General features: G+C 65.4%; 26 protein-coding genes. 16 read left to right on the forward strand and 10 right to left on the reverse strand.

Features of this window, described 5'->3' with window-relative positions; genetic code table 11:
• Positions 1 to 79: 79 nt before the first annotated feature.
• Complete coding sequence (locus EV663_RS12055; protein ID WP_132952187.1) at positions 80 to 895, reverse strand: LOG family protein; 816 nt, start codon at positions 893 to 895, stop codon at positions 80 to 82.
• Between the two features lie 93 nt (positions 896 to 988).
• Here EV663_RS12055 and dapD point away from each other — a divergent pair, with 93 nt between their 5' ends.
• A complete protein-coding gene (gene dapD, locus EV663_RS12060) occupies positions 989 to 1,816 on the forward strand; it encodes a 2,3,4,5-tetrahydropyridine-2,6-dicarboxylate N-succinyltransferase (protein WP_132952189.1) in 828 nt (275 codons plus the stop codon).
• Positions 1,809 to 2,141, forward strand: a complete 333-nt coding sequence (locus EV663_RS12065; protein ID WP_132952191.1) for a hypothetical protein — start codon at positions 1,809 to 1,811, stop codon at positions 2,139 to 2,141. The genes dapD and EV663_RS12065 overlap by 8 nt, the downstream gene beginning before the upstream one ends.
• Here EV663_RS12065 and EV663_RS12070 read toward each other — a convergent pair.
• Entirely contained in the window at positions 2,138 to 3,214 is a 1,077-nt protein-coding gene (locus EV663_RS12070; RefSeq protein WP_132952193.1) for a Hint domain-containing protein, read from the reverse strand. The genes EV663_RS12065 and EV663_RS12070 overlap by 4 nt on opposite strands.
• Before the next feature lie 242 nt (positions 3,215 to 3,456).
• Between EV663_RS12070 and dapE the strand changes: the two genes are divergently transcribed.
• The 3 genes from dapE to EV663_RS12085 all read left to right on the forward strand — a co-directional run bounded on the left by dapE (position 3,457) and on the right by EV663_RS12085 (position 8,337).
• A complete protein-coding gene (dapE, locus tag EV663_RS12075; protein ID WP_132952242.1) occupies positions 3,457 to 4,599 on the forward strand; it encodes a succinyl-diaminopimelate desuccinylase in 1,143 nt (380 codons plus the stop codon).
• A gap of 53 nt (positions 4,600 to 4,652) precedes the next feature.
• Positions 4,653 to 6,920 (forward strand): ribonuclease R, encoded by a 2,268-nt coding sequence (gene rnr, locus EV663_RS12080; RefSeq protein ID WP_132952194.1) that lies wholly within the window; start codon positions 4,653 to 4,655, stop codon positions 6,918 to 6,920.
• 97 nt (positions 6,921 to 7,017) lie between these two features.
• Entirely contained in the window at positions 7,018 to 8,337 is a 1,320-nt protein-coding gene (locus tag EV663_RS12085; RefSeq protein ID WP_132952196.1) for a lytic murein transglycosylase, read from the forward strand.
• 28 nt (positions 8,338 to 8,365) lie between these two features.
• Here the strand turns inward: EV663_RS12085 and EV663_RS12090 are convergent, their stop codons facing one another.
• From EV663_RS12090 to EV663_RS12100, 3 genes are read right to left on the reverse strand one after another with little or no spacing between them, the layout of a single operon-like run.
• Positions 8,366 to 8,677, reverse strand: coding sequence for a P-II family nitrogen regulator (locus tag EV663_RS12090; RefSeq protein ID WP_132952198.1), 312 nt, complete (start codon positions 8,675 to 8,677; stop codon positions 8,366 to 8,368).
• 4 nt (positions 8,678 to 8,681) lie between these two features.
• Complete coding sequence (locus EV663_RS12095) at positions 8,682 to 9,659, reverse strand: sodium-dependent bicarbonate transport family permease (RefSeq protein WP_132952200.1); 978 nt, start codon at positions 9,657 to 9,659, stop codon at positions 8,682 to 8,684.
• A gap of 57 nt (positions 9,660 to 9,716) precedes the next feature.
• Positions 9,717 to 10,367: a carbonic anhydrase gene (locus tag EV663_RS12100; protein ID WP_132952202.1), complete on the reverse strand. Its 651-nt coding sequence runs from the start codon at positions 10,365 to 10,367 to the stop codon at positions 9,717 to 9,719.
• A 144-nt stretch (positions 10,368 to 10,511) separates the two neighbouring features.
• Here EV663_RS12100 and EV663_RS12105 point away from each other — a divergent pair, with 144 nt between their 5' ends.
• The 3 genes from EV663_RS12105 (at position 10,512) to EV663_RS12115 (ending at position 13,180) form a co-directional block, all read left to right on the forward strand.
• Complete coding sequence (locus EV663_RS12105) at positions 10,512 to 10,892, forward strand: hypothetical protein (protein WP_132952204.1); 381 nt, start codon at positions 10,512 to 10,514, stop codon at positions 10,890 to 10,892.
• Between the two features lie 72 nt (positions 10,893 to 10,964).
• Positions 10,965 to 12,353: a leucyl aminopeptidase family protein gene (locus EV663_RS12110; protein ID WP_132952206.1), complete on the forward strand. Its 1,389-nt coding sequence runs from the start codon at positions 10,965 to 10,967 to the stop codon at positions 12,351 to 12,353.
• Positions 12,350 to 13,180: a C40 family peptidase gene (locus EV663_RS12115; RefSeq protein WP_132952208.1), complete on the forward strand. Its 831-nt coding sequence runs from the start codon at positions 12,350 to 12,352 to the stop codon at positions 13,178 to 13,180. Before EV663_RS12110 ends, EV663_RS12115 begins: the two co-directional genes overlap by 4 nt.
• Here the strand turns inward: EV663_RS12115 and EV663_RS12120 are convergent.
• A complete protein-coding gene (locus tag EV663_RS12120; RefSeq protein ID WP_132952210.1) occupies positions 13,177 to 13,521 on the reverse strand; it encodes a DUF2794 domain-containing protein in 345 nt (114 codons plus the stop codon). The two genes, EV663_RS12115 and EV663_RS12120, sit on opposite strands and share 4 nt — an antisense overlap.
• A 472-nt stretch (positions 13,522 to 13,993) precedes the next feature.
• Here EV663_RS12120 and EV663_RS12125 point away from each other — a divergent pair, with 472 nt between their 5' ends.
• Positions 13,994 to 15,106, forward strand: coding sequence for an S-(hydroxymethyl)glutathione dehydrogenase/class III alcohol dehydrogenase (locus EV663_RS12125; protein WP_132952212.1), 1,113 nt, complete (start codon positions 13,994 to 13,996; stop codon positions 15,104 to 15,106).
• 74 nt (positions 15,107 to 15,180) lie between these two features.
• Positions 15,181 to 15,903, forward strand: a complete 723-nt coding sequence (locus tag EV663_RS12130; protein WP_132952214.1) for an NYN domain-containing protein — start codon at positions 15,181 to 15,183, stop codon at positions 15,901 to 15,903.
• Positions 15,904 to 15,954: 51 nt separating this feature from the next.
• On the opposite strand, the gene EV663_RS12135 is transcribed toward EV663_RS12130, so the two are convergent.
• Positions 15,955 to 17,208, reverse strand: a complete 1,254-nt coding sequence (locus EV663_RS12135) for a DNA polymerase IV (protein WP_132952216.1) — start codon at positions 17,206 to 17,208, stop codon at positions 15,955 to 15,957.
• A gap of 127 nt (positions 17,209 to 17,335) precedes the next feature.
• Between EV663_RS12135 and EV663_RS12140 the strand changes: the two genes are divergently transcribed.
• A complete protein-coding gene (locus tag EV663_RS12140) occupies positions 17,336 to 18,229 on the forward strand; it encodes an SPFH domain-containing protein (protein WP_132952218.1) in 894 nt (297 codons plus the stop codon).
• Positions 18,229 to 18,498, forward strand: coding sequence for an NfeD family protein (locus EV663_RS12145; protein ID WP_132952220.1), 270 nt, complete (start codon positions 18,229 to 18,231; stop codon positions 18,496 to 18,498). Before EV663_RS12140 ends, EV663_RS12145 begins: the two co-directional genes overlap by 1 nt.
• Before the next feature lie 92 nt (positions 18,499 to 18,590).
• Here EV663_RS12145 and pyrF read toward each other — a convergent pair whose 3' ends face one another.
• Positions 18,591 to 19,298 (reverse strand): orotidine-5'-phosphate decarboxylase, encoded by a 708-nt coding sequence (gene pyrF / locus EV663_RS12150; RefSeq protein ID WP_132952222.1) that lies wholly within the window; start codon positions 19,296 to 19,298, stop codon positions 18,591 to 18,593.
• Between the two features lie 190 nt (positions 19,299 to 19,488).
• Between pyrF and clpB the strand changes: the two genes are divergently transcribed.
• Entirely contained in the window at positions 19,489 to 22,104 is a 2,616-nt protein-coding gene (clpB, locus tag EV663_RS12155; RefSeq protein ID WP_132952224.1) for an ATP-dependent chaperone ClpB, read from the forward strand.
• Between the two features lie 62 nt (positions 22,105 to 22,166).
• Here clpB and EV663_RS12160 read toward each other — a convergent pair whose 3' ends face one another.
• Positions 22,167 to 22,652, reverse strand: a complete 486-nt coding sequence (locus EV663_RS12160; RefSeq protein WP_132952226.1) for a fasciclin domain-containing protein — start codon at positions 22,650 to 22,652, stop codon at positions 22,167 to 22,169.
• Between the two features lie 191 nt (positions 22,653 to 22,843).
• Entirely contained in the window at positions 22,844 to 23,290 is a 447-nt protein-coding gene (locus EV663_RS12165; protein WP_132952228.1) for a DUF302 domain-containing protein, read from the reverse strand.
• Positions 23,291 to 23,413: 123 nt separating this feature from the next.
• On the opposite strand from EV663_RS12165, the gene EV663_RS12170 reads away from it, so the two are divergent.
• The 3 genes from EV663_RS12170 to msrQ all read left to right on the forward strand — a co-directional run bounded on the left by EV663_RS12170 (position 23,414) and on the right by msrQ (position 26,584).
• Positions 23,414 to 24,967, forward strand: coding sequence for an FMN-binding glutamate synthase family protein (locus EV663_RS12170; RefSeq protein WP_132952230.1), 1,554 nt, complete (start codon positions 23,414 to 23,416; stop codon positions 24,965 to 24,967).
• 109 nt (positions 24,968 to 25,076) lie between these two features.
• On the forward strand, positions 25,077 to 25,976 hold the full coding sequence (msrP, locus tag EV663_RS12175) for a protein-methionine-sulfoxide reductase catalytic subunit MsrP (protein WP_132952232.1): 900 nt from the start codon (positions 25,077 to 25,079) through the stop codon (positions 25,974 to 25,976).
• Entirely contained in the window at positions 25,976 to 26,584 is a 609-nt protein-coding gene (gene msrQ / locus EV663_RS12180) for a protein-methionine-sulfoxide reductase heme-binding subunit MsrQ (protein ID WP_132952234.1), read from the forward strand. The genes msrP and msrQ overlap by 1 nt, the downstream gene beginning before the upstream one ends.
• Positions 26,585 to 26,776 lie beyond the last annotated feature (192 nt).

Here is a 26,776-nt window from a genome sequence, read left to right on the forward strand (position 1 = left end):
CGGCAGGACGAGCTGTTCTTCTTCTTGGTAAAAATACCCTTTGAAAGGTTGATGCCGCCGCGCCGGGCGGGGGGATGGGTCACGTAGGGGGGCGCCAGGCCTCGATCGCCGCCACTGCCTCCGCGGCGGTTTCCACGTAGGTGAACAGCTCCAGGTCCTCGCGCGCGATGGTGCCCGCTTCGGCCAGCGCCTCCCAGTTGATGATCTTTTCCCAGAACGCGCGCCCGAACAGCAGGAAGGGCACCGGGTCCATCCGCTTGGTCTGGATCAGGGTCAGCGCCTCGAACATCTCGTCCAGCGTTCCGAACCCGCCGGGAAAGATCGCGACCGCCGCCGCCCGCATCAGGAAATGCATCTTTCTGATGCCGAAATAGTGAAAGTTGAAACACAGCTCGGGCGTGATGAAATCGTTGGGGCGTTGTTCATGCGGCAGCACGATATTCAACCCGATCGACACGCCGCCCGCCTCTGCCGCGCCGCGATTGCCCGCCTCCATCACGCCGGGGCCGCCGCCGGTGACGATGACATAGTCCAGGCCTTCGGTTTTCTGGCCCTTCAGCGTCATGAGCCGTGCGAATTCGCGCGCCTCGTCGTAATATAGGCTCAGTTCGGCCAGGGTCTGGGTTTGGGCCTTGTGGCTTTGTTCCGGTTCGGGGATCCGGGCGCCGCCGAACAGGACGATGGTGCTTTCGACCCCGTATTCCTGCATCGCCAGATCCGGCTTTGTCAGCTCGAGCTGTAGACGCACACCGCGCATCTCGTCGCGGCACAGGAAATCGGGATCGGCAAAAGCCAGGCGATAGGCGGGCGACAGGGTCTGCGGCGTTTCGGGTGTTTGCCACTGCCGTTCCACATCGGTCCGTGCATCGGGAAAGCTGCGTTTGACGTTGTCCATCCTGCCCTCGCTTTCGTCGAGATTGCGCCCTTGCCCCTCAGCGTCTATAGCCTCGGGCGCAATCGGACCAGTCACCATCCCCGGAGGAGCCCAATGTCCAACGCCCAGCTCGAAGCCGCCATCGAAGCCGCGTGGGAAGCGCGCGACACCATCACGCCCTCGACCGGCGGCGAGACCCGCGAGGCGATCGAGACCACGCTGGCCGCGCTGGACGCGGGCGCCCTGCGGGTGGCCGAGCGCCAGGAGAACGGCGACTGGCATGTGAACCAGTGGGCGAAAAAGGCGGTGCTGCTGGGCTTTCGCCTGAAGGACATGGAACAGCAGGATGGCGGCCCGCAGGGTGGCCACTGGTGGGACAAGGTCGATTCGAAATTCAAGGGCTGGGGCGATGCGGAATGGCGCGAGGCCGGGTTCCGCGCGGTACCCAACTGCGTGGTGCGGCGGTCTGCCTATATCGCGCCGGGCGTGGTGCTGATGCCCAGTTTCGTCAACCTCGGCGCCTATGTGGACGAGGGCACGATGGTCGACACCTGGGCGACCGTGGGCAGCTGCGCGCAGATCGGCAAGAACGTGCACCTGTCGGGCGGCGTGGGCATCGGCGGCGTGCTGGAGCCGATGCAGGCCGGCCCGACCATCATCGAGGACAACTGCTTTATCGGGGCGCGCTCCGAGGTGGTCGAGGGCTGCATCGTGCGCGAGGGCTCGGTCCTTGGTATGGGTGTGTTCATCGGCAAGTCGACCAAGATCGTCGACCGCGAAACCGGTAATGTCATGTATGGCGAGGTTCCGCCCTATTCGGTGGTGGTCGCCGGGTCCATGCCCTCGAAGGGCGGCGTGAACCTTTATTGCGCTGTGATCGTGAAACGGGTGGATGCACAGACGCGTTCGAAAACCGGTATCAACGAGTTACTGCGTGACTGACAAGCCCCGCAAAGCCCATTTTGTCTATACGCTTCTGGTGCAGGTCGGCCGCAAGGCCGATGACGGCCTGCCCGAGGGTGCGACCGGCGCGGGGCTGATTTGTTATGCCTCGGGCGTGGACGAGGCCGAGGCGGTACGCGAAACGGTGGCGGTGCTGAAACAGGCGGGGCTTGCGCCGCTTGAGGTCACCGGCCATGGCACCGCCGCGGAACGCCGGGCCGAAGGCCACGAGATCGACGCCGAGGAAGAGGCTCTAATGGCTCGCGCATTGGCCGAGAACGCGGTCATCGTCGCCCAGATGGAGCCGTTCTTTGATGCCGATTAGCGGCTGAGCAGCGCAGAACGCAGTGTCGCGGCCTCGAACTCCCGAAGCAGGCGGCGGGCCGGGATGTCATGCAGCGGCAGCGCCTCGGCAGGCAGGGCGTGAAGGCAACTCGTCGCCAGCACCCGCGGGCTTTTGCGGATTTGCCCCACGAACAGGCTCTCGATCGGACAGCCGGCGGCCTCGACGATTTCGTGCCGGTCCAGCAGAACCTGGTGATAGCGTAGCACGCATAATCCGCGTCGGCGAAGCGCGTGCGGGCCGGGGCATAGCCACTGTGCCTCGATCAACACCTCGTCGGCGCCGAACAGGTATTCGACATCGGCCCCACCGATCACCAGGCGCTGTTCTGGCGCGACGATGATATCCTGCGCCAGCCCCAGGTATGGCGCCAGGAGTTGCACCGGGGCCGCCCCGCCCAGCGCCGGCACCTCGTGCCCACCTGCCCAGCGCACCGGTACCGAACCGTTGTCGCGGGTTTTCACCAGGTCGCCGGGGCGCAGTGTCTCGATCGGGGCGGGTCCGGTCGGGGTCAGGACCGGCGTGCCGGCGGCGATGCTGGGGCGCAGGCCCACCGGTTCCAGCGTATCGGCAATGGCCACGCAGTCGATCCCGCCATGCAGCCGCACGCCCCCTGCACCGTTACAAAGCAGGGCAATATCTTCCTGTATCAGCGGCAGGGGATCGGGGAATTCCTTTTGCACCAGGATACCCTCGGCGGCCTCCTCCAGCGAAAGCAACCCCCGTCCCGCCACCATGTCCCAGCAAAGGGTCAGGCGGATACGGCCTGACAGGTGCGCCGCGCCCCGATCCAGCGTGACCTGGTAGCGCCGCCGTCCCAGCCGGTGCGCCAGCACGACCCGGCTGCCCGCGGTGATCTGGATCGACAGGTGCCGTGGCCGCGGGCCGGGCACATGCAACAGCAGTAAAGTTCCTTCCGCGAGATGTGCACGGCCCAGTTCGGCCTCGATCTGGAGGCTGCCGCGCCGGAGCGCCGAGCCGGTTGCCGATGCATCGCCAGGGCAGGGCGCCAGGCCGCCGGGGGTCGAGGGGTCGGTGACGGCGATCCAGCTCATGCCCGGTCCCCTGCCGGGGGGCAAAGGCGTCCGATGATCTGGCGTTGCGATCTGGCCATGCCTTCTGTTCCCCTTGGCCGCGGATGCCGCGCGGCCTGACCCGGTTGGGATCATGGCGAAAAATTTCCGCCGGGTTAAGGGCTGATAGCCTTACCTTTGTCCAGAATCCGGCCGCAAGTTGCAGCGCGCGCGCGCGCAGGCTATCGCTGGTGCGACCAAAGCCGAAGGATGCCTTGATGACCATGCCCACCGATCCCGTCGCCCTGACCGCCGAGTTGATCCGCTGCCCCTCGGTCACGCCGACAGAGGGCGGCGCGCTGCGTCTGCTTGAGACGCGGCTTTCCGCGGCCGGGTTCGAGTGTCGGCGGATCGACCGGGGAGGCGTGGCAAATCTCTTTGCCCGCTGGGGCGCGCGGGGGCATCCGGCGAGTTTCGGGTTCAATGGCCATACCGACGTGGTGCCGGCGGGCGACACCGTCGCCTGGACCCATGCGCCATTCGGTGCGACGCAAGCCGAGGGTTGGCTATGGGGGCGGGGGGCCGTGGACATGAAATCGGGCGTGGCGGCCTTTGTCGCGGCGGCCATCGATTTCGTGCGCGACACGCCGCCCGATGGCGCCATCGTTCTGGCGATTACCGGCGACGAAGAGGGCGACGCGGTCGACGGCACGACGGCGCTGCTGGACTGGATGGCAGATGAGGGCGAGCGGATGTCGGTCTGTCTGGTGGGGGAACCCACCAGCCGCGAAATCCTTGGCGACATGATGAAGATCGGCAGGCGCGGATCGATCACCGCCTGGTTCACTGCCCATGGTGTGCAGGGCCATGCCGCCTATCCGCAGCGTGCGCAAAACCCTATCCCGGCGCTGGCCCGCCTGATCGAACGGCTGACGGCCTATCGGCTGGACGAAGGCACGCGCCATTTCGACCCCTCGACCTTGGCCGTCACAACGTTCGATACCGGCAATCCCGCAACCAACGTCATCCCCGGCTTGTGCCGCGCGACCGTGAACATCCGGTTCAACGAGGTCCACAGCCCCGACAGCCTGGCCGAATGGCTGCGTGCCGAGGCCGACAAGGTGACCGAGGAAACCGGCATCCGCTTTGACATGGAAACCAGGCTTTCGGGTGAAAGTTTCCTGACGCCGCCGGGCGTCCTGTCAGACCTGGTCGCGCGCGCGATCGAGACCGAGACCGGCCAGCGGCCGGAACTTTCGACATCGGGCGGCACGTCGGATGCGCGTTTTGTCAAGGATCACTGCCCGGTAGTGGAATTCGGCCTTGTGGGAAGGACGATGCACCAGGTCGACGAGCGGGTGGCGATTGACCAGATTGGCGCGCTGAAACGGATCTATTCGCGTATCCTTGCCGACTATTTCGGCTAGGGCGCGACGCTTTGCGGCTGACGGCGGGGGGCGGTCGTGATACTCCGTTGCGCATGGCTCGCATCCCCTCGAAATCCGAGATCCTGGACTGGATCGCCGATAACCCCGGCAAAAGCGCCAAGCGCGACATTCCCAAGGCGTTTGGCATCAAGGGTGCCGACCGGATCGACCTGAAGCGCGTCCTCAAGGTGCTTGAGGACGAAGGCCACCTGGAAAAGCGGCGCAAGACTTACCGCGACCCCGACCGCCTGCCCCCGGTCACCGTGTTGCAGATCCTCGCGCCTGATGCGCAGGGCGATCTTTTTGCGAAACCGCTGGAATGGCACGGCGAGGGCCCCGAACCCCGCGTTCTTTACGTGCCGCGCGAGGCCGACCCTGCGCTGGGTGCGGGCGACCGGATCCTGGCAAAGCTGCAAGAAATCCGTGCCGAGGATCACCAGTACGAGGCCCGCCTGATCCGCAAGATCGGTGTGAACCCGAAACGTGTGCTCGGCATCTTCCGCAAGGGGGGCGAAGGTGGCCGGATCGTGCCCATCGACAAGGGCGCGGACAAGGAATGGATGGTTGGCCGCGATGCCACCCATGGCGCGCAGGACGGCGAACTGGTCGAGGCCGAACAAGCTGGCCCGCGCAGCCATCTGGGCCTGCCGCGCGCGCGCATCGTCGAACGGCTGGGCGATCCCACGGCGCCCCGTGCCGTCAGCCTGATCGCCATTCACCAGCACGGGATTCCCGATGCCTTTCCCGATGCCGTGATCGCCGAGGCTGATCGCGCCAAACCTGCGGGGCTGGGCGAGCGTGAGGATCTGCGCCACTTGCCCCTTGTCACCATCGACCCGGCCGATGCGCGCGACCGCGACGACGCGGTTCTGGCGATCCACGATGATGACCCGAAAAACAAAGGCGGTTTTGTCCTTTGGGTGGCGATTGCCGATGTCGCCCATTACGTCACGCCGGGATCGGCGCTGGACCGCGAGGCGCGCAAGCGGGGAAATTCCACCTATTTCCCCGACCGCGTGGTGCCGATGCTGCCCGACCGGTTGTCGGGGGATCTGTGTTCGTTGCACGAGGACGTGCCGCGCGCCTGTGTCGCCGTTCGGATGCAGATCGACGCGCAGGGCACCAAGCTGTCGCACCGGTTCACCCGTGCCCTGATGCGATCGGCGGCCTCTTTTACCTACCAGGAGGTGCAGCAGGCCGAGGATGGCGCCCCGAACGCGCATACCGCGCCGTTGCTGGACGAGGTGATTCACCCGCTCTTTGCCGCGTATCGCGCCCTGACCCGCGCGCGTGAGCTGCGCCAGCCGCTGGACCTGGACCTGCCGGAGCGCCGCATCGTGCTGAGCGATGAGGGCAAGGTCGAATCGGTCAAGTTCCGCGACCGGCTGGACGCCCATCGGCTGATCGAGGAATTCATGGTGCTGGCCAATGTGGCCGCGGCCGAGGAACTGACCCGCCTGCGCCGTCCTCTGTTGTTTCGCGCGCACGAGGAACCCAGCCCCGAGAAACTGGACGCGCTGCGCGAAGTCGCGGCCGCCTCTGGCTTTACGCTGGCAAAAGGACAGGTTCTGAAGACGCGCCACCTCAACGACCTGCTGGACCAGGCGATGGGGACGGAGTTTTCGGAATTGATCAACCTGTCGACCCTGCGCTCGATGACGCAGGCCTATTACACGCCCGAGCATATCGGTCATTTCGGGCTGGCCTTGCACCATTACGCGCATTTCACCTCGCCCATCCGCCGCTATGCCGACCTGGTGGTTCACCGCGCGCTGATCACGGCGCATGGCTGGGGCAAGGACGGGCTGTCGCCGCACGAGATCGATGAGCTTGAGGCGACCGCGACACATATCTCGGAAACCGAACGCCGCTCGATGGCGGCCGAGCGTGACACCACCGACCGTTATCTTGCCGCCTACCTATCCGAACGGGTCGGCTCCGAGTTCGAGGGCCGCATTTCCGGCATCGCGCGGTTCGGCGTGTTCGTCACTCTGGATGAAACCGGCGCCGATGGCCTGATCCCGATCCGCGAATTGGGGGGCGAGTATTTCCACCACGACCGCGAGGCGCAAACCCTTATGGGCGCCGATACCGGGGTGATCATCGGGATCGGCCAGCGGGTGACGGTTCGCCTGTCAGAGGCGGTGCCGGTCACCGGGGGGCTGACGCTGGAATTGTTGACGCTCGACGGAAAGGCCCTGCCCCGTGCTGGGCGGCGCAGTGGCGGCAAGCCGCCCAGGCGCAAGCTCGCCCATGCCAGGGGCAAGGCGGCCGCCAGCGCGAAAAAGGCCGCGCGTAAGGTCAGTCGCACCCGCCGTTAGGCGAGAATCGGCTCTTTGGAAGTATCGCGATCAGAGCGGGCTTTGCCGTTCCTTGCATGGGCGCTACACTTTCATCAAATAACGAGAGTCAGAGCAGATGCCCGTCACACGTCTTTTTGTCGCGGCCTTGTGTGCCGCGACGGTTCAGGGGGCTGCCGCGCAGGCCGCCGGCCTGGACAGTGTTCCGCGCCCCCAGGGGCGGCCGGGCGATACGGTCGCGGCCACCAGCCCGCGCCCAGCGTCCCGTCCAGCCGTCACGATGGAGACAGATTTGAAACCGGTGCAGGTCTCGACTGCCAATATCGGGTTCCAGCGCTGGATCGACGGTTTTCGCGACCGGGCGCTGGCGCAGGGTATTTCGGCCCCGGTCTTTGACCGGGCCTTTGCCGGTCTGCGCTATAATACCGACGTGATCGATCGCGACCGAAACCAGTCCGAGTTCACCAAGACGATATGGGATTATCTCGACAGCGCGGCCTCTGATACCCGCATCCGCAACGGTCAGGCGGCGCTGCGTGAGCACGCGCGCCTGCTGGAGCGGATCGAGGCGCGTTATGGCGTCGACAAGGAAGTCGTCGTCGCGGTCTGGGGGTTGGAAAGTGCCTATGGCGAATTCCGCGGAAAGACCCCGATCATCGAGGCGTTGGCAACACTGGCCTATGACGGTCGGCGCGGACGGTTCTTTGAACAACAGTTGATCGCGGCCCTCAAGATCCTGCAATCGGGCGATACCACGCCGCGCAACATGACCGGGTCCTGGGCGGGCGCGATGGGGCACACGCAGTTCATCCCGACATCTTACCTGGCCTATGCGGTGGATTTCACCGGCGACGGGCGGCGCGACATCTGGGCCGACGATCCGGCGGATGCGCTGGCCTCCACCGCCGCCTACCTTGCGCGGTTCGGCTGGACCAAGGGGCAACCCTGGGGGGTCGAGGTACGTCTGCCCCGTGATTTCAATGTGCAACTGGCCGATCGCGACGTGAAACGAATGCCCTCGCAATGGGGCGCGATGGGGGTGCGCGACATGTCCGGCCGTACCGTTCCCGATTATGGGCGCGCCTCGATCCTGCTGCCCGCGGGCGCGCGCGGCGCGGCCTTCATGATCTTTGACAATTTCGCGGTGATCGAGCGGTACAACACCGCCGATGCCTATGTCATCGGGGTGGGGCACCTGTCTGACCGGCTAAGGGGTGGCGGTCCCATCCAGGCCGCTTGGCCGCGCGGCGACCGGGCATTGCTGTTTGCAGAGCGCCAGGAGTTGCAGGAAAGGCTGACGCGCGCCGGGTTCGATACGCGTGGAATCGACGGAAAGATCGGCCCCAACACGATTGCGGCGGTGCGTGCCTACCAGCGGTCCGTGGGGCTTGTCCCGGATGGCTATGCCAGCCTCGACCTGCTGAAACGCCTGCGCTAGCAGGTGGTGTCGGCGCGGTCAGGGCGGGTCAGAACCGTTCTGCCCGCAGAACCTCGCAATCGCCGATCGTGACCACCCCGATATGCCGTTCGACCACGGAAAACGTGGCCTCAAGCAGCGCGTCCAGCCGCTCGGCGCGCAGGATGCAGACTACCGCGACCATCCCGCCTGCGGGGCCGACCTGTCCTTCGCGGCTCCAGCTTCCAGAGCGGCCGGACCCGCCCAGAACCGGCAGCACCGTGTAACCGGTGACGCCTGCCTCGTGGAGCGCGGCGCGCAGGCGGCGCTCCATCGGGGCCTCGATAATGATTTCCACCCGTTTCGCGGCATGGGTGCGCATGTGCCTAGCCTCCGGTGGCAAGCCGGGCCGCCGCGAGATACAGCGGAATGCCCAGCGTCAGGTTGAACGGAAAGGTGATCCCCAGCGACAAGGTGAGATAGATCGACGGGTTGGCCTCTGGCAGGGCCACGCGCATGGCAGCCGGCACCGCAATGTAAGAGGCCGAGGCGGCCAACGTCATCATCAGGACCACGCCCCCGGCCGAAAGACCCAGCACAAGGCCCGCGATGAGCCCGGCCAGGCTACCCACGACGGGCATGACCAGTCCGAAGGCCAACAATCCCGGCGTCATCACGGACCGGCAGGCGCGCAGGTTGCGCCCCGCGATCAAGCCCATGTCCAGCAGGAACAGGCAAAGCACGCCCTTGAAAGGGGCCACGATGAAACTGTCTATCTCGGCCAGTCCGGCCGGGCCGGTCACCCAGCCGATCACGAAAGCCCCCAGCAAAAGGACGATGGAACCATTCAGCAGGATTTCGCGCCATAGGCCGGTTTCGACCCGGCCCGTTCCGCCGCGCCGCATCACCAGCCATAGCGCGGCAAGGATCGCCGGCGCCTCCATGATCGCCGCAACGGCGACCATGAATCCCTCGGGTTCCATGCCTCGGCTTGTCAGGACCGAACTCGCCGCCACGAAGGTCACGATCGAGATAGATCCGTAATGCCCGGCGACCGCGCCCGCATTCACCGTGTCCAGCCGGGTCATGCCTCGTAACAGGGCAAAGGCGATGAAGGGCAGGCCTGCCGACAATACCACGCCCGCGCCCAGCGCCAGTAACAGCGTGGCGTCCAGCCCGTGCGCTGCAACGCCCGCGCCGCCCTTGAACCCGATCGCGAACAGCAGGTAAAGTGACAGTGCCTTGGCGGCGGCTTCGGGCACGCTGAGATCGGATCGCGCCAATGCCGCGGCAAGGCCCAGCGCAAAGCTCAGAACGATGGGTGACAACAGGTTCGCCGCCGCAAGGTCGAGGAACGTTCCCAAGGTCTGTCTCCTTTTCGAAGTCAGCCGGCGATCGCCGGGCAAGACCCGGCGGAAAGATCACACCGGGACGAAACGCCCGGTTTCACCATCGAAATATTCCACGATCCCTGCCCCGATATCGTTCCAGGCACCATGCAGCGAAAGCTCTTCCGCCTCGATGGCGGATTTGACGAAGGGAAAGCTGAGCAGGTTTTCCAGCGAAACCAGGACCGCGTCCTTTTCCATCGCCTCGAGGCGGGCCTCTTCGTCCGCGATGCCGGACTGACGTTGATAGCTGGGGCGCAGGATGTCCATCCAGCGACCGATAAAGCTGGTCTTTTCCTCTAGCTGGGGGGCGTTTCCGGCGCACATGTCATGGCACCCCTTGACTCCGCCGCACTTTGAATGACCCAGCACCACAAGGTTGGCGACCTTGAGAACCGTGACCGCGTATTCCACCGCGGCCGAGGTGCCGTGGTAATCGCCGTCGGGCGCATAGGGCGGCACAAGACCCGCGATGTTGCGGTGAATGAAGAATTCTCCTTCGTCGGCGCCGAAGATCGAGGTGACGTGGATACGCGAATCACAACAGGAGATGATCATCGCGCGCGGGCGCTGGCCTTCGTCGGCAAGCCGGCGGTACCAGGCCTTGTTCTCGGCATGGGTCGTGGCCTTCCAGCCATGGTAACGCTGTATCAGGTACTGCGGCAGTGGGCGGGCGATCTGCATCGACGTCTCCTGTCTTGTCCTGAGCGCGCTAGATAAAGAGCATTTGCGAGGAATTCGACCCATTTCGCACGGCCGGTTCAAGACTTTGTTGACCGGCTTGGCCCAAGGCTTGGCGCGGGTGTGGCAGGCGTTGGAGGGTTTGGTTTGAGTTCTGTTGTCGTGATGCGCCAGAAGGAACCGCTGAAGCTTGATTCAGAGCGGTTGGCAGACATGTTCGTGGAATTGGGCGAGGCTCGGGCGACCGATCTTATAGCGTTGTCGCTGTCGCGTCTGGAGCAGTTGATGGCGGCGCTGGAACTGGCCGGCGGGCAGATGCGGCGTGGCGATTGCATCGACCTTGCCGGCCAGGTCGCGGCGCTGGCCGATGCGCTGGGCATGACCAGCCTGGGCCAGGCGGCGCGCGGCATGGCCCGTGCCGCGGCCTCGGGCGATCCGGTGGCGCTGGCCGCGACGTGGGCGCGACTGGTGCGCGTGGCACGCCGGTCCCACCGGATCGCGGCGGAACTTCAACACCGGTCCGGCTGATCGCGCTTGCGGGTGGCGCGGGGGCGGTTACCCTTGGCACAGTCGAAGATCAGCCAGGGACCGATGCCGATGATGCCCAACCAACCCCGTTTCGCCGCGCCCGATGCCGATGCGCTGCCGCTGTATGCGGTTGGCGAGGGGGCTTTGGAGGCGTTTCGCGCCACGCTTTCGGGTGACCAGGCGGCCTGGCTATCGGCCACGGGGTTCGCCGCGGGCCTTGGCGAGTTGGCGCTTTTGCCGGCGCCGGGTGGCGGCCTGGCGGGGGCGGTGGCTGGGCTGGGCGATCCGCTGGCGCGCGCGCGCGGCCGGTTCCACGTGGCGGCCGCCGCGGCGCGCCTGCCCCGCGGCATCTATCGGCTAGAAAGCGATCTGAACGGTCCGGCCCTTGATGTCGAGGCGCTGGGGCTCTTGCTGTCGCGCTATCGGTTCGACCGTTACCGCGACCAGGCCCCGGCCCTGGCCGCGTTCACCGCACCCCTTGGTGTGGATTCTGCCCGCCTGGAGGCGTTGGCCGAGGCCGAATGGTTGACGCGAGACCTGATCAACACGCCGGCCTCCGACATGGGGCCCGACGCCCTGGAGGAGGCAGTGTTCGCCCTGGCCGCCCGGCATGGTGCAAGGGCTGGCGCGGTGCGGGGGGACGACCTGATCGCGCGGAATTTCCCGTTGATCCACGCGGTTGGCCGCGCCGGGCCACAGGCGCCCCGCCTGCTGGATTTCACCTGGGGCGACACCGGCCCGCGGCTGACGCTGGTCGGCAAGGGGGTGTGTTTCGACACGGGCGGTCTGGATATCAAGCCACCCAATTCAATGGGTCTGATGAAAAAGGACATGGGTGGTGCCGCCAGCGTTCTGGGCCTGGCGCATGTCATCATGGCGCAGCAATTGCCGCTGAGGCTGCGGGTGTTGATCCCGGCGGTGGAAAACTCTATCGCGTCAAATGCGTTCCGGCCCCAAGATATCCTGACCGCGCGCAACGGGCTGACGGTGGAGGTGAACAATACCGACGCCGAGGGCCGGCTTGTCCTGGCCGATGCGCTGGCGCTGGCCGCCGAAGAGCAAAGCGATCTCCTCGTTTCGATGGCGACGTTGACCGGGGCAGCCCGGGTGGCGGTCGGGCCCGGTATCGCACCTTTTTATACCGATGACGATGCACTGGCCGGCCTGATCGCCCGCGGCGGGGCGACCGGGGCCGATCCGGTCTGGCGGATGCCGTTCCACGCGCCCTATGAAAAGATGATCGAACCGGGGATTGCCGACCTCGACAACGCGCCCTCGGGCGGATTCGCGGGATCGATCACGGCGGCGCTTTTCCTGCGCCGGTTCACGGGCGCGGCGCGCTATGCCCATTTCGACATCTATGGCTGGCAGCCCTCGGATGCCCCCGCCTGTCCAAAGGGGGGGGCCGGGCAGGGTGCGCGCGCCCTGTTGGGGGCGTTGCCCGAGGCACTGGGGCTATGACCGACCGGCGCAACAGCTTTGCCAACGGGCGCGTGGCGGCGGCCGATCTGCGTGGGCAGGTGACCGCGGATCAGTTCGTCGATCCGGTGATGCATCGCGTGACGCTTCCATTGACCGATCTGCGGGCCGCGCCGGACGGTGCGCGTGACCGGCAATTGGTGCTGGGCGAGGGGGTCGAGGTTCTGGAATTCCGCGAGGGTCACGCCTTTGGCCGGGCGATCCGCGATGGCTATGTCGGATATGTGCCCGCCGCGGCGCTATCGGCCGACGTGCCGGACCCAACCCATATCGTCGCCGTACCCGCCAGCCATGCCTATTCTGCCCCGAACCTGAAAAGCCCCGAGATCTGCGCGCTGAGCTTTGGCGCGCGCCTGCGGGTGGTGTCTGCCTCGGGGGCGTTTTTCGAAACTGCTCAAGGATGGTTTTTGCCCAAGCCACACCTGCGGCCCGCCAACGCGCCCTTTGCCGACCCGGTGACCGTGGCGCAGATGTTTTTCGGCGCGCCGTACCTGTGGGGCGGCAATTCGATCTGGGGGCTGGACTGTTCGGCGCTGGTGCAGATGGCGCATCTGGCCTGTCATCGGCCCTGCCCCGGTGACAGCGATCAGCAAGCGCGCGATCTTGGAAACGCGTTGCCCGAGGGCACGCCGCCCGCGCGCGGCGACCTTCTGTTCTGGAAAGGCCACGTCGCGCTGGTCGTGGACCCCGAGGTGATGATCCATGCCAATGCCCATACCATGTCCGTGGCCTATGAACGTATCCCCGAGGCGATCGCCCGGATCGAGGCGCAGGGCGACGGGCCCGTGACCGCGCACAAGCGGCCCTAATCCACGGGACGGATCAGTTTCTTTTCCAGGATACGCAGCACGGTCTTGAGGTCATGTCCGCGCTTGAGGATTTGCCCGTCCATGCCGATCACGGCATACATTCCCTGGCGGCTGCGCAGGCGGGGGCGTTTCTCGATCCGGTAGAGCGGGTGTTCGGCGGTGCGGCGAAAGATCGAGAAAACCGCCACTTCGCGCAGGCAGGAAATCCCGTAATCACGCCATTCCCCAGCGGCGACCATGCGGCCGTAAACCGCCAGGATCACCCCAAGTTCCCGCCGGTCGAACGCGATCTGTTCGGGCACCGGGCCACCGGAAAACGCGGGGGGCGTCACGATATTCATTCCGCAAGCCTGCCGTTCCCGGCGGCGCAAATCAAGGCCCGCGCGCAGGCGGTTCGGTGATCGGCACGATTTTTCGTCCACGCCTGCCATCTTGGCCAGAGTCTTGCAGGCCCGCCGTGCCGTCGCGAAGAAACCGCCCGGTGTCGCGGTTGACAGCCCCCACCCAGTATCGCGGCGCCGGGTTTTCGTTTCGGTAGGGCCGGGCGGGCGCATGATCGCGGCCGTCCGGTCCGAGTCACGCGCACTGGTACCTGCGGAACCTGCGTGACGACATCTGTCCCATAAGCGTGGCAAAGCCATAATCATGCGCCAGCCGCCCGTCGCGCGCGCGCAATCCCCCGGCCCGGACCGCCGGGCGGAGAGTCGTCCGTGCGCATTGCGGCGCGACGGGCGCGTGCGCCCGCCCGGACGACTTGCCAAGCTGCCCGCTTTGCCGCACCCTCGCCGACAAAGGGAACAGGGAGAACCAAGCATGAAAACCCGCGCCGCCGTGGCCTGGAAGGCCGGTCAGCCATTGGAGGTCACCGAGGTCAATCTCGATGGCCCTCGCGAGGGCGAGGTCCTGGTCGAGATCAAGGCGACCGGCATATGTCATACCGATGAATTCACCCTTTCGGGGGCCGACCCCGAGGGGCTTTTCCCCGCGATCCTTGGCCATGAGGGCGCGGGTGTGGTGGTCGATACCGGCCCCGGCGTGACCAGCGTGAAAAAGGGCGATCACGTGATCCCGCTTTACACGCCGGAATGCCGCGAATGCGACTACTGCCTGAACCCGAAAACCAACCTCTGCCAGTCGATCCGGACCACGCAGGGGCAGGGGCTGATGCCCGATGGCACTTCGCGGTTCACCACACTCGATGGCGACCCGATCCTGCACTACATGGGCACGTCCACCTTTTCCAACTACACCGTCCTGCCCGAGATCGCGCTGGCCAAGATCCGCCCCGACGCGCCCTTCGACAAGGTCTGTTACATCGGCTGCGGTGTGACCACGGGCGTGGGCGCGGTGATCAACACCGCCAAGGCGGAACCGGGCTGCCGGGCGGTGGTGTTCGGGCTGGGCGGCATCGGGCTGAACGTGATCCAGGGGCTGCGCCTGATCGGCGCCGACCAGATCGTGGGGGTCGACCTGAACCCCGCGAAACGCGAGATGGCCGAACGCTTCGGTATGACCGATTTCGTGAACCCCGCCGAGGTCGAGGGCGACCTGGTGCCCTACCTGGTGAACCTGACCAAGGGCGGTGCCGATTACACCTTTGACGCCACGGGCAACGTGCAGGTCATGCGCACGGCGCTGGAATGCGCGCACAAGGGCTGGGGCGAAAGCATCATCATCGGCGTGGCGCCCTCGGGGGCGGAAATCGCGACGCGTCCCTTCCAGCTGGTGACCGGGCGCACCTGGAAGGGCACGGCCTTTGGCGGCGCGCGGGGGCGCACGGATGTGCCGAAAATCGTGGACTGGTACATGCAGGGCAAGATCGAGATCGACCCGATGATAACGCACACGCTGACCCTGGATGACATCAACACGGGATTTGACCTGATGCATGCGGGCGAGAGCATCCGCAGCGTGGTGGTTTACTAAGGGCCGCGAAGCCCCCATCTAGCGTGCAACCCGGACAGGCCATATCGGCCTGTCCCAAGAATGAAAGAGCAGCCATGCCCGACCCCAAGCCCCCCCTCCTTGCCGTTCTCGTCGATGCCGACAACATCCCCGCTCGCTATGCCGAGGCCATATTCAAAGAGGTGACCTCTTTCGGAGAGCCGGCGCTGCGCCGGGTCTATGGGGATTGGTCGTCCGACCGGCTGAAGCCATGGGCCGGAAAGGTCATGGAACTGGGTCTGGTGGCGCACCAGGAAACCGCCAATACCAAGGGCAAGAATGCCAGCGATATCGGCCTGGTCATCGACGCGATGGACATCTTGCATTCGGGGCGCTTTGACGGCTTTGTGCTGGTGTCGTCCGACAGCGATTTCACCCGGCTGGCCAGCCGCATCCGCGAACAGGGGCTGGACGTGATCGGTATCGGCGAGTCCAAGGCGCCGGTTTCGTTGCGCAATGTCTGCAACCGTTTCGTGCTGATCGAGAACATCGTGGAGGAACCGGCCGCGCCCCAGCAATCGGGCGCTGCGCCCGTCCAGGTGGGCAAGCGCCCGCCGCGCGAGGCGATCGACCTGATCCTCAGGGCGATGGACAAGATCCCGCAAGAGGGCGACGACTGGTATGCGCTGGGTCAGATCGGCCAGTATATCACCGCCGACAACCCCGATTTCGACACCCGCACCTATGGCAAGCGCAAGCTGTCCGACCTGATCCACGAGTTGAAACGGTTCGAGACCAAGCGGGTCGGAAACCAGTTGCATATCAGGCGGGTCGATTAGGGCCGGCCAGCCGGCAAAACGGGCCGGGATCGGGCCGGCGACAAGGCACGGCTAGCGCAAGGAACGCCCCTTGAGGATCGCGCCCGGACCGAACCGCGCGCGGATCGTGTCGCTTGCCCGTTCGGCCTGCGCCCGTGTCGCGGCCTGCGGATCCAGCAGGTCGCCCGACCGGTCCGCTCCCTCGGCCGGCACGATATCGACCAGCCCCACGCCCAACAGGCGGAATGGTCCCTCATGGTATAACTGGCCAATCAGGGCGCTGGCGGTGCGGTAGATGCGGTCGGCGATCTGGGTGGGATCGTCCAGCGCTGTGCGACGGGTCAACAGGCGATGGTCGGCGCGCTTGAGTTTCAGCACCACAACGCGGCCCGCGCGCCCCTTGGCCTTGGCGCGATCCGCAACCTTTTCGGCCATGCGCCACAGGTGCCCATCCAGAAGGTCGGGATCGGCGATATCGTCGGGAAAGGTGGTTTCGTTCGATATACTCTTTACCGGCGCGTTGGGTGAGACCCGCCGCGTATCCTGCCCCCTTGCCAGATGCCACAGCCGCGTGCCCATCGCGCCAAAGCGTGCCTGCAAATCGGCAAGGTCCCACCGGCGCAGATCGGCAAAGCTGTGGACCCCCGCCCGGTCGAGCGCGGCCTGCCCCGCGGCACCAACTCCCCATATCAGCCGCACCGGCCGGGGCGCCAGAAAGTCCAGCGTTTCGGCCCGCCCGATCACCGCGAATCCGCGGGGCTTGTCCAGGTCCGAGGCGATCTTGGCCAGGAACTTGTTGTGGCTCAGCCCGATGGAACCCGACAGGCCCAGTTCGTCCTCCATCCGCTTGACCAGCCGCGCCAAGAGAACTGCCGGCGGTGCCCCATGCAGGCGCCGTGTTCCCGACAGATCGAGAAACGCCTCGTCCAGGGCAAGCGGTTCGATGGCGGGGGTCAATTCCTGCATCATCGCGCGGATGGTGCGGCTGGCCTCGGCATAGGCGGCGGCGCGGGGTTTGACCACCACGGCCTCGGGGCAAAGTTCCAGCGCCTTGAACATCGGCATGGCCGAGCGCACGCCGCGGATACGCGCGAGATAGCAAGCGGTTGAAACGACGCCACGTCGCCCGCCGCCCACGATCACCGGCTTGTTGCGCAGCGCAGGATTGTCGCGCTTTTCAACGGATGCGTAAAAGGCGTCGCAATCCATGTGAGCAATGTTTAGCTCGAACAGTTCGGGATGCGCGATCACCCGCGGCCGGCCGCAGGCGGGACAGCGGGGGCCGCCGGGAAACGTGGTCAGGCAGTCACGGCACAGGGCTGGCATCTACGGAATCGACGCTATGACATAATGGCTGCATAATTCGGGCCATATTGGCGCCAATGATGCGCCTGACGCACCGCACGGGCAAGGGCGCGCGCGCGTTATTAAAGATAGTCATGGAGTGATAAACATGAGTTTGACCGATTTCCTGGGGGCGCTTTTGGGGGGTGGCCTCGTGATCTGGCTGATCGCGGTGTTCATCATCGTCTCGGTGGCGATGGGCGTGCGCATCGTGCCCCAGTCTGAGAAACACGTGGTCGAACGGTTTGGCCGTTTGCGCGCGGTTCTGGGGCCGGGGATCAACCTGATCGTGCCATTCCTTGACAGGGTGGCGCACAAGGTGTCGATCCTGGAACGCCAGTTGCCCAATGCCAGCCAGGATGCGATTACCGCCGATAACGTGCTGGTACAGGTCGAGACCAGCGTTTTCTACCGCATACTCGAACCCGAAAAGACCGTTTATCGCATTCGCGATGTCGACGGGGCGATCGCCACCACGGTGGCGGGCATCGTCCGGGCCGAGATCGGCAAGATGGAACTGGACCAGGTACAATCCAACCGCTCTGACCTGATTGCCACGATCAAGGACAGCGTCGAGGACGCGGTCGAGAACTGGGGCATCGAGGTGACCCGGGCCGAGATACTGGACGTCAACCTCGATCAGCAGACCCGCGAGGCGATGTTGCAGCAGTTGAACGCAGAGCGCGCGCGCCGCGCCGCCGTGACCGAGGCCGAGGGGCACAAACGTGCGGTCGAACTGAACGCCGATGCAGAGCTTTACGCCGCCGAACAACAGGCCAAGGCGCGCAGGATCACGGCCGAGGCAGAGGCGTTCGCCACCGCCGTCGTGGCACAGGCGATTGCCGATAACGGTCTTGAGGCCGCGCAATACCAGGTTGCCCTGAAACAGGTCGAGGCGCTGACCAAGGTCGGCGAGGGACAAGGCAAGCAGACGATCATCGTGCCGGCCCACGCGCTTGATGCCTTTGCCAATGCGTTCACGATGCTCAAGGGGAAAGGCTGATGATCGAGGTGAGCTGGTGGATGTGGATGGCAGTCGGGGCCGTTCTGGCGATCCTCGAACTGGTTTTGCCCGGTTACATCCTTCTGGGCTTTGCCGCCGGGGCCTTTGCCGTGGGCGGCGCGGTCTGGCTGGGTCTGTCGGTGGGCCTGCCCTGGCTGGTTTTGATCGCTGCCGTGGTCGCGCTGGTCGCCTGGCTGGGCTTGCGGTCCGCGCTGGGAATTCGCAAGGGACAGGTCAGGATCTGGGAACGCGACATCAACGAGGATTAGGCGGTCCGGGATTGTCGCCGGGGCCACGGGTTGCGGGTTTGCACCAATCCCGAGATGGTGTTTGGGCCGGGGCGCCGTTTGGCAGGGGGGGGTTAACCCACGGTCCCCGCTCGTGGCAATTCGGCCAGCACCTGGCTTGCCGCCGCTTTCGGATCTGGGGCCTTCCAGATCGGGCGGCCCACCACGATGTGATCGGCGCCGTCCATGATCGCCTGGGCGGGTGTCGCCACCCGTTTCTGATCGCCTAGTGCCGCGCCTGCGGGCCGCACGCCGGGGGTGACGATCAGCTTGCCGGCGGCCTGCGGCAGCGCGCGGATCATCGCGGCCTCTTGGGGGCTGGCGATCACGCCATCGGCCCCGGCCTCGAAGGCGCGGGTGGCCCGTTCGGCCACAAGGTCGCGGATATCGCCGGGCTTGATCAGGCTGGCATCCAGATCGGCCCGGTCCAGCGAGGTCAGGATCGTGACGGCGAGGATCTTCATGTCGGACCCGCCCTTGCCCTCGGCCGCGGCGCGCACGACATGCGGATCGCCATGCACGGTCAGGAAATCCAGGTCGAACCGCGCCAGCCCGCGCACCGCGGCCTCGACCGTGGCACCGATATCGAAGAGCTTCATGTCGAGAAAGATGCGTTTGCCGTGCTGATCCTTGAGCTCTTGCGCCAGCGCAAGCCCGCCGCCCGTCAACATGCCCAGCCCGATCTTGTAGAACCCCACCGCATCGCCGATGCGATTGGCCAGCATCAACCCGGAATGGGCGTCGGGCACGTCTAGGGCAACGATCAGGCGGTCATCGGACATGGGGGGACTCCTTCATCGGGTTGGTCGTTCCTATGCCGCGCCTGTGGCCGCTGTCCAGCGCGACAAAGCGCTGTGGCGCTCTTGCAACGGGTTTGGCTGGCCCCCACATCCTTGGCGAGGCCCGGAAAGCCGGGGTGTGCTGCAAGGCAGGCACCTGAAATTGCGGGCGCTTTAGCAAAGGAGAATACCGATGAACCTTGAAAAGTTCACGGAGCGGTCGCGTGGTTTCCTGCAGGCCGCCCAGACCATCGCGATGCGCGAAAGCCACCAGCGGCTCGCGCCGGAACACCTGCTGAAGGCGTTGATGGATGATGAGGAGGGGATGGCTTCCAACCTGATCCGCCGTGCGGGTGGTGCGCCCGAGCGGGTGGTCGAGGCCGTCGATGCAGCGTTGGCAAAGCAGCCCAAGGTGTCGGGCGAGGGGGCGCAGGTCTATCTTGACCAGTCCACCGGTCGCGTTCTGGACGAGGCCGAGAAGATCGCCAAGAAGGCGGGCGATAGCTTTGTGCCGGTCGAACGCATCCTGATGGCGCTGGCCATGGTAAAATCCAAGGCAAAGGACGCGCTGGACGCGGGCGCGGTGACCGCGCAGAACCTGAACGCCGCGATCAACGATATCCGCAAGGGCCGCACCGCCGACACGGCCAGCGCCGAGGAAGGGTATGAGGCGCTCAAGAAATACGCGCGCGACCTGACCGAGATGGCCGAGGAAGGCAAGATCGACCCGATCATCGGCCGGGACGAGGAAATCCGCCGCGCGATGCAGGTGCTGTCCCGCCGGACCAAGAACAACCCGGTGCTGATCGGTGAGCCGGGCGTCGGCAAGACGGCGATCGCCGAGGGGCTGGCGCTGCGCATCGTCAATGGCGACGTGCCCGAAAGCCTGAAGAACAAGAAGCTGATGGCGCTGGACATGGGCGCGCTGATCGCAGGCGCGAAATACCGCGGCGAGTTCGAGGAGCGGCTGAAGGCGATCCTGTCGGAAATCACCGCCGCGGCGGGCGAGATTATTCTGTTCATCGACGAGATGCACACGCTGGTCGGTGCGGGCAAATCCGAGGGCGCGATGGATGCCGCCAACCTGATCAAGCCGGCGCTGGCGCGGGGCGAGTTACACTGCATCGGCGCCACCACGCTGGACGAATACCGCAAACACGTGGAAAAGGACGCGGCCCTTGCCCGCCGGTTCCAGCCCCTGATGGTCGAGGAACCGACGGTGGAAGACACCGTTTCCATCCTGCGCGGTATCAAGGAAAAGTACGAGCTGCACCACGGCGTGCGGATTTCCGACGCTGCGCTGGTCTCGGCCGCGACGCTGAGCCACCGCTATATCACCGACCGGTTCCTGCCGGACAAGGCCATCGACCTTGTGGACGAGGCCGCCAGCCGTCTGCGGATGGAGGTGGACAGCAAGCCCGAGGAACTGGACGCGCTGGACCGCGACATCCTGCAAAAGCAGATCGAGGCCGAGGCGTTGCGCAAAGAGGATGACGCCGCGTCCAAGGACCGGCTGGCCAAGCTGGAACAGGAACTGGCCGACATGCAGCAGAAATCGGCCGAGATGACCGCCAAGTGGCAGGCCGAGCGCGACAAGCTGGAAGGCGCGCGCGAGCTGAAGGAAAAGCTGGACCGTGCGCGGGCCGAGCTGGACCATGCCAAGCGCGAGGGCGACCTGGCCAAGGCCGGGGAGTTGTCCTACGGCGTGATTCCGCAGCTTGAAAAGCAACTGGCCGAGGCCGAGTCGCAGGATGACGACGTCATGGTCGAAGAGGCCGTGCGCCCCGAGCAGATCGCCCAGGTGGTGGAACGCTGGACCGGCATTCCGACCTCCAAGATGCTGGAGGGCGAGCGCGAGAAGCTGCTGCGCATGGAAGAGGAGCTGGGCAAGCGGGTGATCGGCCAGCGGCAGGCGGTGACGGCGGTGGCGAACGCGGTGCGGCGCGCGCGCGCGGGGCTGAACGACGAGAACCGGCCGCTGGGCAGCTTCCTGTTCCTTGGTCCCACCGGCGTCGGCAAGACCGAGCTGACCAAGGCCGTGGCCGAGTACCTGTTCGACGACGACCAGGCGATGGTGCGCATCGACATGTCGGAGTTCATGGAGAAGCATTCCGTCGCCCGTCTGATCGGCGCGCCTCCGGGCTATGTCGGCTATGACGAGGGCGGCGTGCTGACCGAGGCCGTGCGCCGGCGCCCCTATCAGGTGGTGCTGTTCGACGAGGTCGAAAAGGCGCATCCCGAGGTGTTCAACGTGCTGCTGCAGGTTCTGGACGATGGCGTGCTGACCGACGGGCAGGGCCGCACGGTGGACTTCAAGCAGACGCTGATCGTGCTGACCTCCAACCTCGGCTCCCAGGCGCTAAGCCAGTTGCCCGAGGACGCGGATGCCAGTGCCGCCAAGCGGGACGTGATGGACGCGGTGCGTGCCCATTTCCGCCCCGAGTTCCTGAACCGTCTGGACGAGATGGTGGTGTTCGACCGGCTGACGCGGGGCGACATGGACGGGATCGTGGCAATCCAGATGCGGCGGCTGGAAAAACGGCTGGCGAACCGCAACATCACGCTTGAGATGGACGAGGGCGCGCGCAGTTGGTTGGCCGATGCCGGGTATGATCCGGTCTACGGGGCGCGGCCTTTGAAACGGGTGATCCAGCGCGCGTTGCAGGACCGGCTGGCCGAGATGATCCTTGGCGGCGAGATCCGCGATGGCGACACCGTGCCGGTGCATGCCGGGGCGGATGGCCTGATCGTGGGCGACCGTGTGGGCGGGTCCGACCGCCCGGCGCCCACGGATGCCGTGGTTCACTAGACGCCGCTGATCGCGCATGACACGCCCCGCAGGCCAGGCACCTGCGGGGCGTTCGCATTCGATCAGCCCTCGGGCAGGATAACCGCGTCGATCACGTGGATCACGCCGTTGCTGGCCTCGATATCGGCCGAAACGACATTGGCGCCGTTGACGGTGACGCCGCCTTGTGTGCCGATCGTCACCTCGCCGCCCTGCACGGTGGCCGCCGTCATGCCGTCGGACAAATCGCCCGACATCACCTTGCCCGGAACGACGTGGTAGGTCAGGATCGAGACAAGCTGATCCTTGTTCGCCGGTTCAAGCAGTCCGTCGAGAGTGCCGGCCGGAAGCGCGGCAAAGGCATCATCTGTGGGCGCAAAGACCGTGAACGGGCCCTCGCCCTTGAGGGTATCGACAAGGCCAGCCGCCTGAACGGCGGCGACCAGCGTGCCAAAGCTGCCCGCGCCGGCGGCGGTGTCGATAATGTCCTTGCCCATGTGGCCATCGGCCAGCGCCGGGCCCGAGATCATGACGGCGGCGCCAAGCGCGATAAAGGTTCTGCGGATCATTCGGATACTCCCTTGATAACAGGCAAACCCGTTTGCTCGGGTCTGCGGGGGTACGCCGCGGGGATGGGCCCGGATGTCGATCACGGTTGTCTCAACCGGTTGGACGTGAATGCGCCGCGCCCTAAGCCGGGGCGCGGCGCGATTTCACATCACGATTTTTCGCCTGCGTTTGAACGCGCGTGAAGGCTGCGTCAGTCCAGCCCCGCCGCCTCGCGCGCGATGCTGTCCAGCAGGGCCTCGACCTCTTTCATCGGACCTTCGGGATACTGGCGATAGCCGATGGTGGTCTGGTCGGGACTGTCGGGGAATTGCAGAACAAAGATGTCGTAGGGGCAGAACTGTACGTTCATCGGGTCGGCCTCCATCACCTTGCGCGACAGGGAGGCCGAGCAGAAGCTGAAGATGTCCGCCTTGAGAAAGATCGTGACGTCCGAGCCGACATCGGCCCTGGTGCGTTCCAGCATGTCGCCGGTATGGCTGACGCTGTCGATCACCAGGCCCTGGCCCGTGACCGCGTTTTCCAGCCCGAAGACCACATCGTCAAAGGCCTGTTCGACGGTATAGGTGACGGTGCCCTCCGCTGCATGGGCGGCACCTGCCGCCATGGCCAGCGCGGCGACGGCGATGATCGTTTTCATGAAACTCCTCCCTTGATCTCAGGCAATGGGTTGTCTCGCTCCCTGCATGCGCGCAGTGTGCATCCCGATGCCCCCGCTGTGCCAGGGCGAGGGTTGCGGATCGAAGACACGCATGAGGATAGCATGGGCTGGGCCTATTACGCATTGCAAGTGCTCGCGGGCTTGTTCGCGCTTTTTCTCGGATCGCTGGTGCTGTTGGTGGGTGTGCTGTTCGTCATCGACCGCAGCCAGACAGGGGATGCGATCCGGCGCAACTATCCCGTGATCGGGCGGTTCCGGGGCCTGTTCACCGAGCTGGGCGAGTTCTTTCGCCAGTATTTTTTCGCGATGGACCGCGAAGAGATGCCCTTCAACCGCGCACAGCGTGATTGGGTGGACCGGGCAAGCGCAGGCAAGGGTAATACCGTGGCCTTTGGCTCTACCCGCAACCTGAACATCCCGGGCACGCCGATTTTCATGAACGCGGTCTTTCCGCCGTTGGACGATCAATACGCCTCGACCGAGCCGTTGCTGATCGGGCCCCATTGCCGGGTGCCCTATGCCGCGCCGTCGATTTTCAACATCTCCGGCATGTCCTATGGCGCGATTTCGAAACCGGCGGTCCGGGCCTTGTCGCGGGGAGCAAAGCGGGCGGGCATCTGGCTGAATACCGGCGAGGGTGGGCTGTCGCCCTATCACCTGGAGGGTGGTTGCGACATCGTTTTCCAGATCGGCACGGCGAAATTCGGGGTGCGCGACGCGGATGGGAATCTCAGCGACGACAAGCTGCGCGAGCTGGCCAGCCACCCGCAGGTCAAGATGTTCGAGATCAAGCTCAGCCAGGGGGCCAAGCCCGGCAAGGGCGGCATCCTGCCCGCGGCCAAGATCGACGAAGAGGTGGCGCAGATCCGTGGCGTGCCGATGGGGCGCGATGCGATCTCGCCCAACCGGCACCGCGAGGTGAACGATTTCGACGACCTGCTGGACCTGATCGCCCATATCCGCGAGGTCACCGGAAAACCGGTCGGCATCAAGAGCTGTATCGGATCGGCCGAGCCGTGGTTCGACCTGTTCCGGGCAATCCGGGCGCGCGGCGTGCAAAGCGCGCCCGATTTCATCACCGTGGACGGGGGCGAGGGGGGCACTGGCGCCGCGCCCATGCCCCTGATCGACCTAGTGGGCCTGCCGCTGCGCGACGCGCTGATCCGGATGGTCGACTTGCGTGACCTTGCCGGGCTGCACGACCGTATCCGCATCATCGCCAGCGGCAAGCTGGTGGCGCCGGGCGATGTGGCCTGGGCGATTTGCCTCGGCGCTGATATCGTGACCTCTGCGCGCGGGTTCATGTTCAGCCTTGGATGTATCCAGGCGCTGAAATGCAATCGCAACACCTGCCCCACGGGGATCACGACCCACGATCCGCGCCTGCAACAGGGATTGGTGGTCGAGACCAAGGAAATGCGCGTTGCGGCCTATGCAAGATCGGTGATTGGCGAGGTCGAAACCATCGCCCATTCCGTCGGCGTCGCAGAACCACGCCAGATGCGTCGGCGCCATGTACGGATCGTGCAGGATGACGGGACCTCGATCCAGATGAACGAGTTGCACCCCTCTGTGCACCTCGGGCTTGAGGGTCTGGCCAAGGCCCGCGGGCACAAGCGCTTCGAAGAGGCGCTGAAACGGCTGGGGGAGACGTGACCCCGCCTGCCCGGGCTGTGCCGGGAACAGAAACGTGAGGTGACGTGGTTTTGGATTTCTCCGCCCCGGATCTAGAACAGGGTGGATTGGCAGGAAAGGAAACCCGACGATGGCCGGCCGCTGGCGCAACGATCTGAACTGGTCCGACGTGACACCGGAACATGTCTACCTGAACCGTCGCGCCGTGATGGCGGGTGCCGGGGCCTTGGCGCTGGCCGGGGCCGCGGGGGCGGCGCGGGCCGATGACATGGAGCCCAATAGTTGGGACGAGATCACCCGATACTGCAATTTCTACGAATTCGGCACCCGCAAGGAAGATCCCTGGCACAATGCCGGCCAGATGACCACCGATCCCTGGGTGGTAGAGATCGACGGGCTGGTGGACAGGCCCGGGCGTTACGACCTGGGCGATATCCTGGCAGGGGTCAGCATCGAGGAAAGGATCTATCGCCTGCGCTGCGTCGAGGCGTGGTCGATGGTGGTGCCCTGGCAGGGGTTCGAACTGGCCGACCTGCTGACCCGCGTGGGTGTGCAGCCCTCGGCGAAATACGTTGCGTTCCAGACGCTTTACCGCCCCGAGGAAATGCCGGGCCAGCGCGGCCGCGTTCTTGACTGGCCCTATGTCGAAGGGCTGCGCCTGGATGAGGCGATGCACCCTCTGACGATCCTGGCAACGGGACTTTATGACAGGCCCCTGCCGAACCAGAACGGCGCGCCGATCCGGTTGGTGGTGCCGTGGAAATACGGGTTCAAGTCGATCAAGTCGATCGTGCGCATCACGCTGACAGCCGACCAGCCGCCGACAAGCTGGAACATCGCCGCGCCGAACGAATACGGGTTTTATGCCAATGTGAACCCGCAGGTCGATCATCCGCGCTGGTCGCAGGCCACCGAACGCCGGATCGGCGGCGGGTTCATGTCGCCGCGCGTGCCGACCCGGATGTTCAATGGCTATGATGCCGAGGTGGCCGGGCTTTACGCTGGCATGGACCTGGCCAAGTTCTTTTGATGGGGCTTGCCGGGCCGATAAACCGGGCCTTGCGGCGCGTGCCGGTCTGGCTGCTCTACCTGCTGGGAATGATGCCGGTCGTCTGGTTTCTGTGGCTGGGGCTGACGGGCGGGTTGGGTGTAGAGCCGATTTCTGAACTGGAACGTCGGCTTGGTCTTGCCGGGCTGCAATTCCTGGTCGCGGGGCTGGCTATCACGCCGTTGCAGCGGTTGACCGGTGTCAGCCTCTTGCGCTTTCGCCGGGCGCTGGGGGTGGTGGCCTTTGGCTATATCCTGCTGCACGTGGCGGTGTGGCTCTTGCTCGATGTGCAATCATGGCGGTTGATCGCCGCCGATATTGTCAAGCGGCCCTATATCACCGTTGGCCTTGCGGCCTTTGTGTTGCTTGTGCCGCTTGCATTGACCTCGACCGACGCGATGCGCCGCCGTTTGGGCCCGGTGCGGTGGAAACGCCTGCACCGGCTGGTCTACCTGGCCGTGCCGCTGGGGGCGGTTCATTTCGTGCTGCTCGTGAAGGGCTGGCAGATCGAGCCGCTGATCTATTTCGCGATGATCCTGGCCTTGTTGGCGATGCGGATTCGGATCCGCCTGTCGCGAGTCGCGGCCTGACTCGCCAAGGATCGTCCATATATTGTGGTTGGGCGCATCCTGACCGCAATCGCGACAGGGGTGAGTCGGGCCGAAGGGGCGCCTGGCTTGCGTCAGCCGCCTTTCTCTCTTTTTCTGTCTTTTTGGAATTATCTGCATTATCAGTGAGTTGCGATGTTTTTTGTGGATTTATGACATTTTTGGAAAAAAGGG

Origin of the sequence: Rhodovulum bhavnagarense, assembly GCF_004343505.1 — a bacterium.
GTDB classification, from domain to species: Bacteria; Pseudomonadota; Alphaproteobacteria; order Rhodobacterales; family Rhodobacteraceae; genus Rhodovulum; species Rhodovulum bhavnagarense.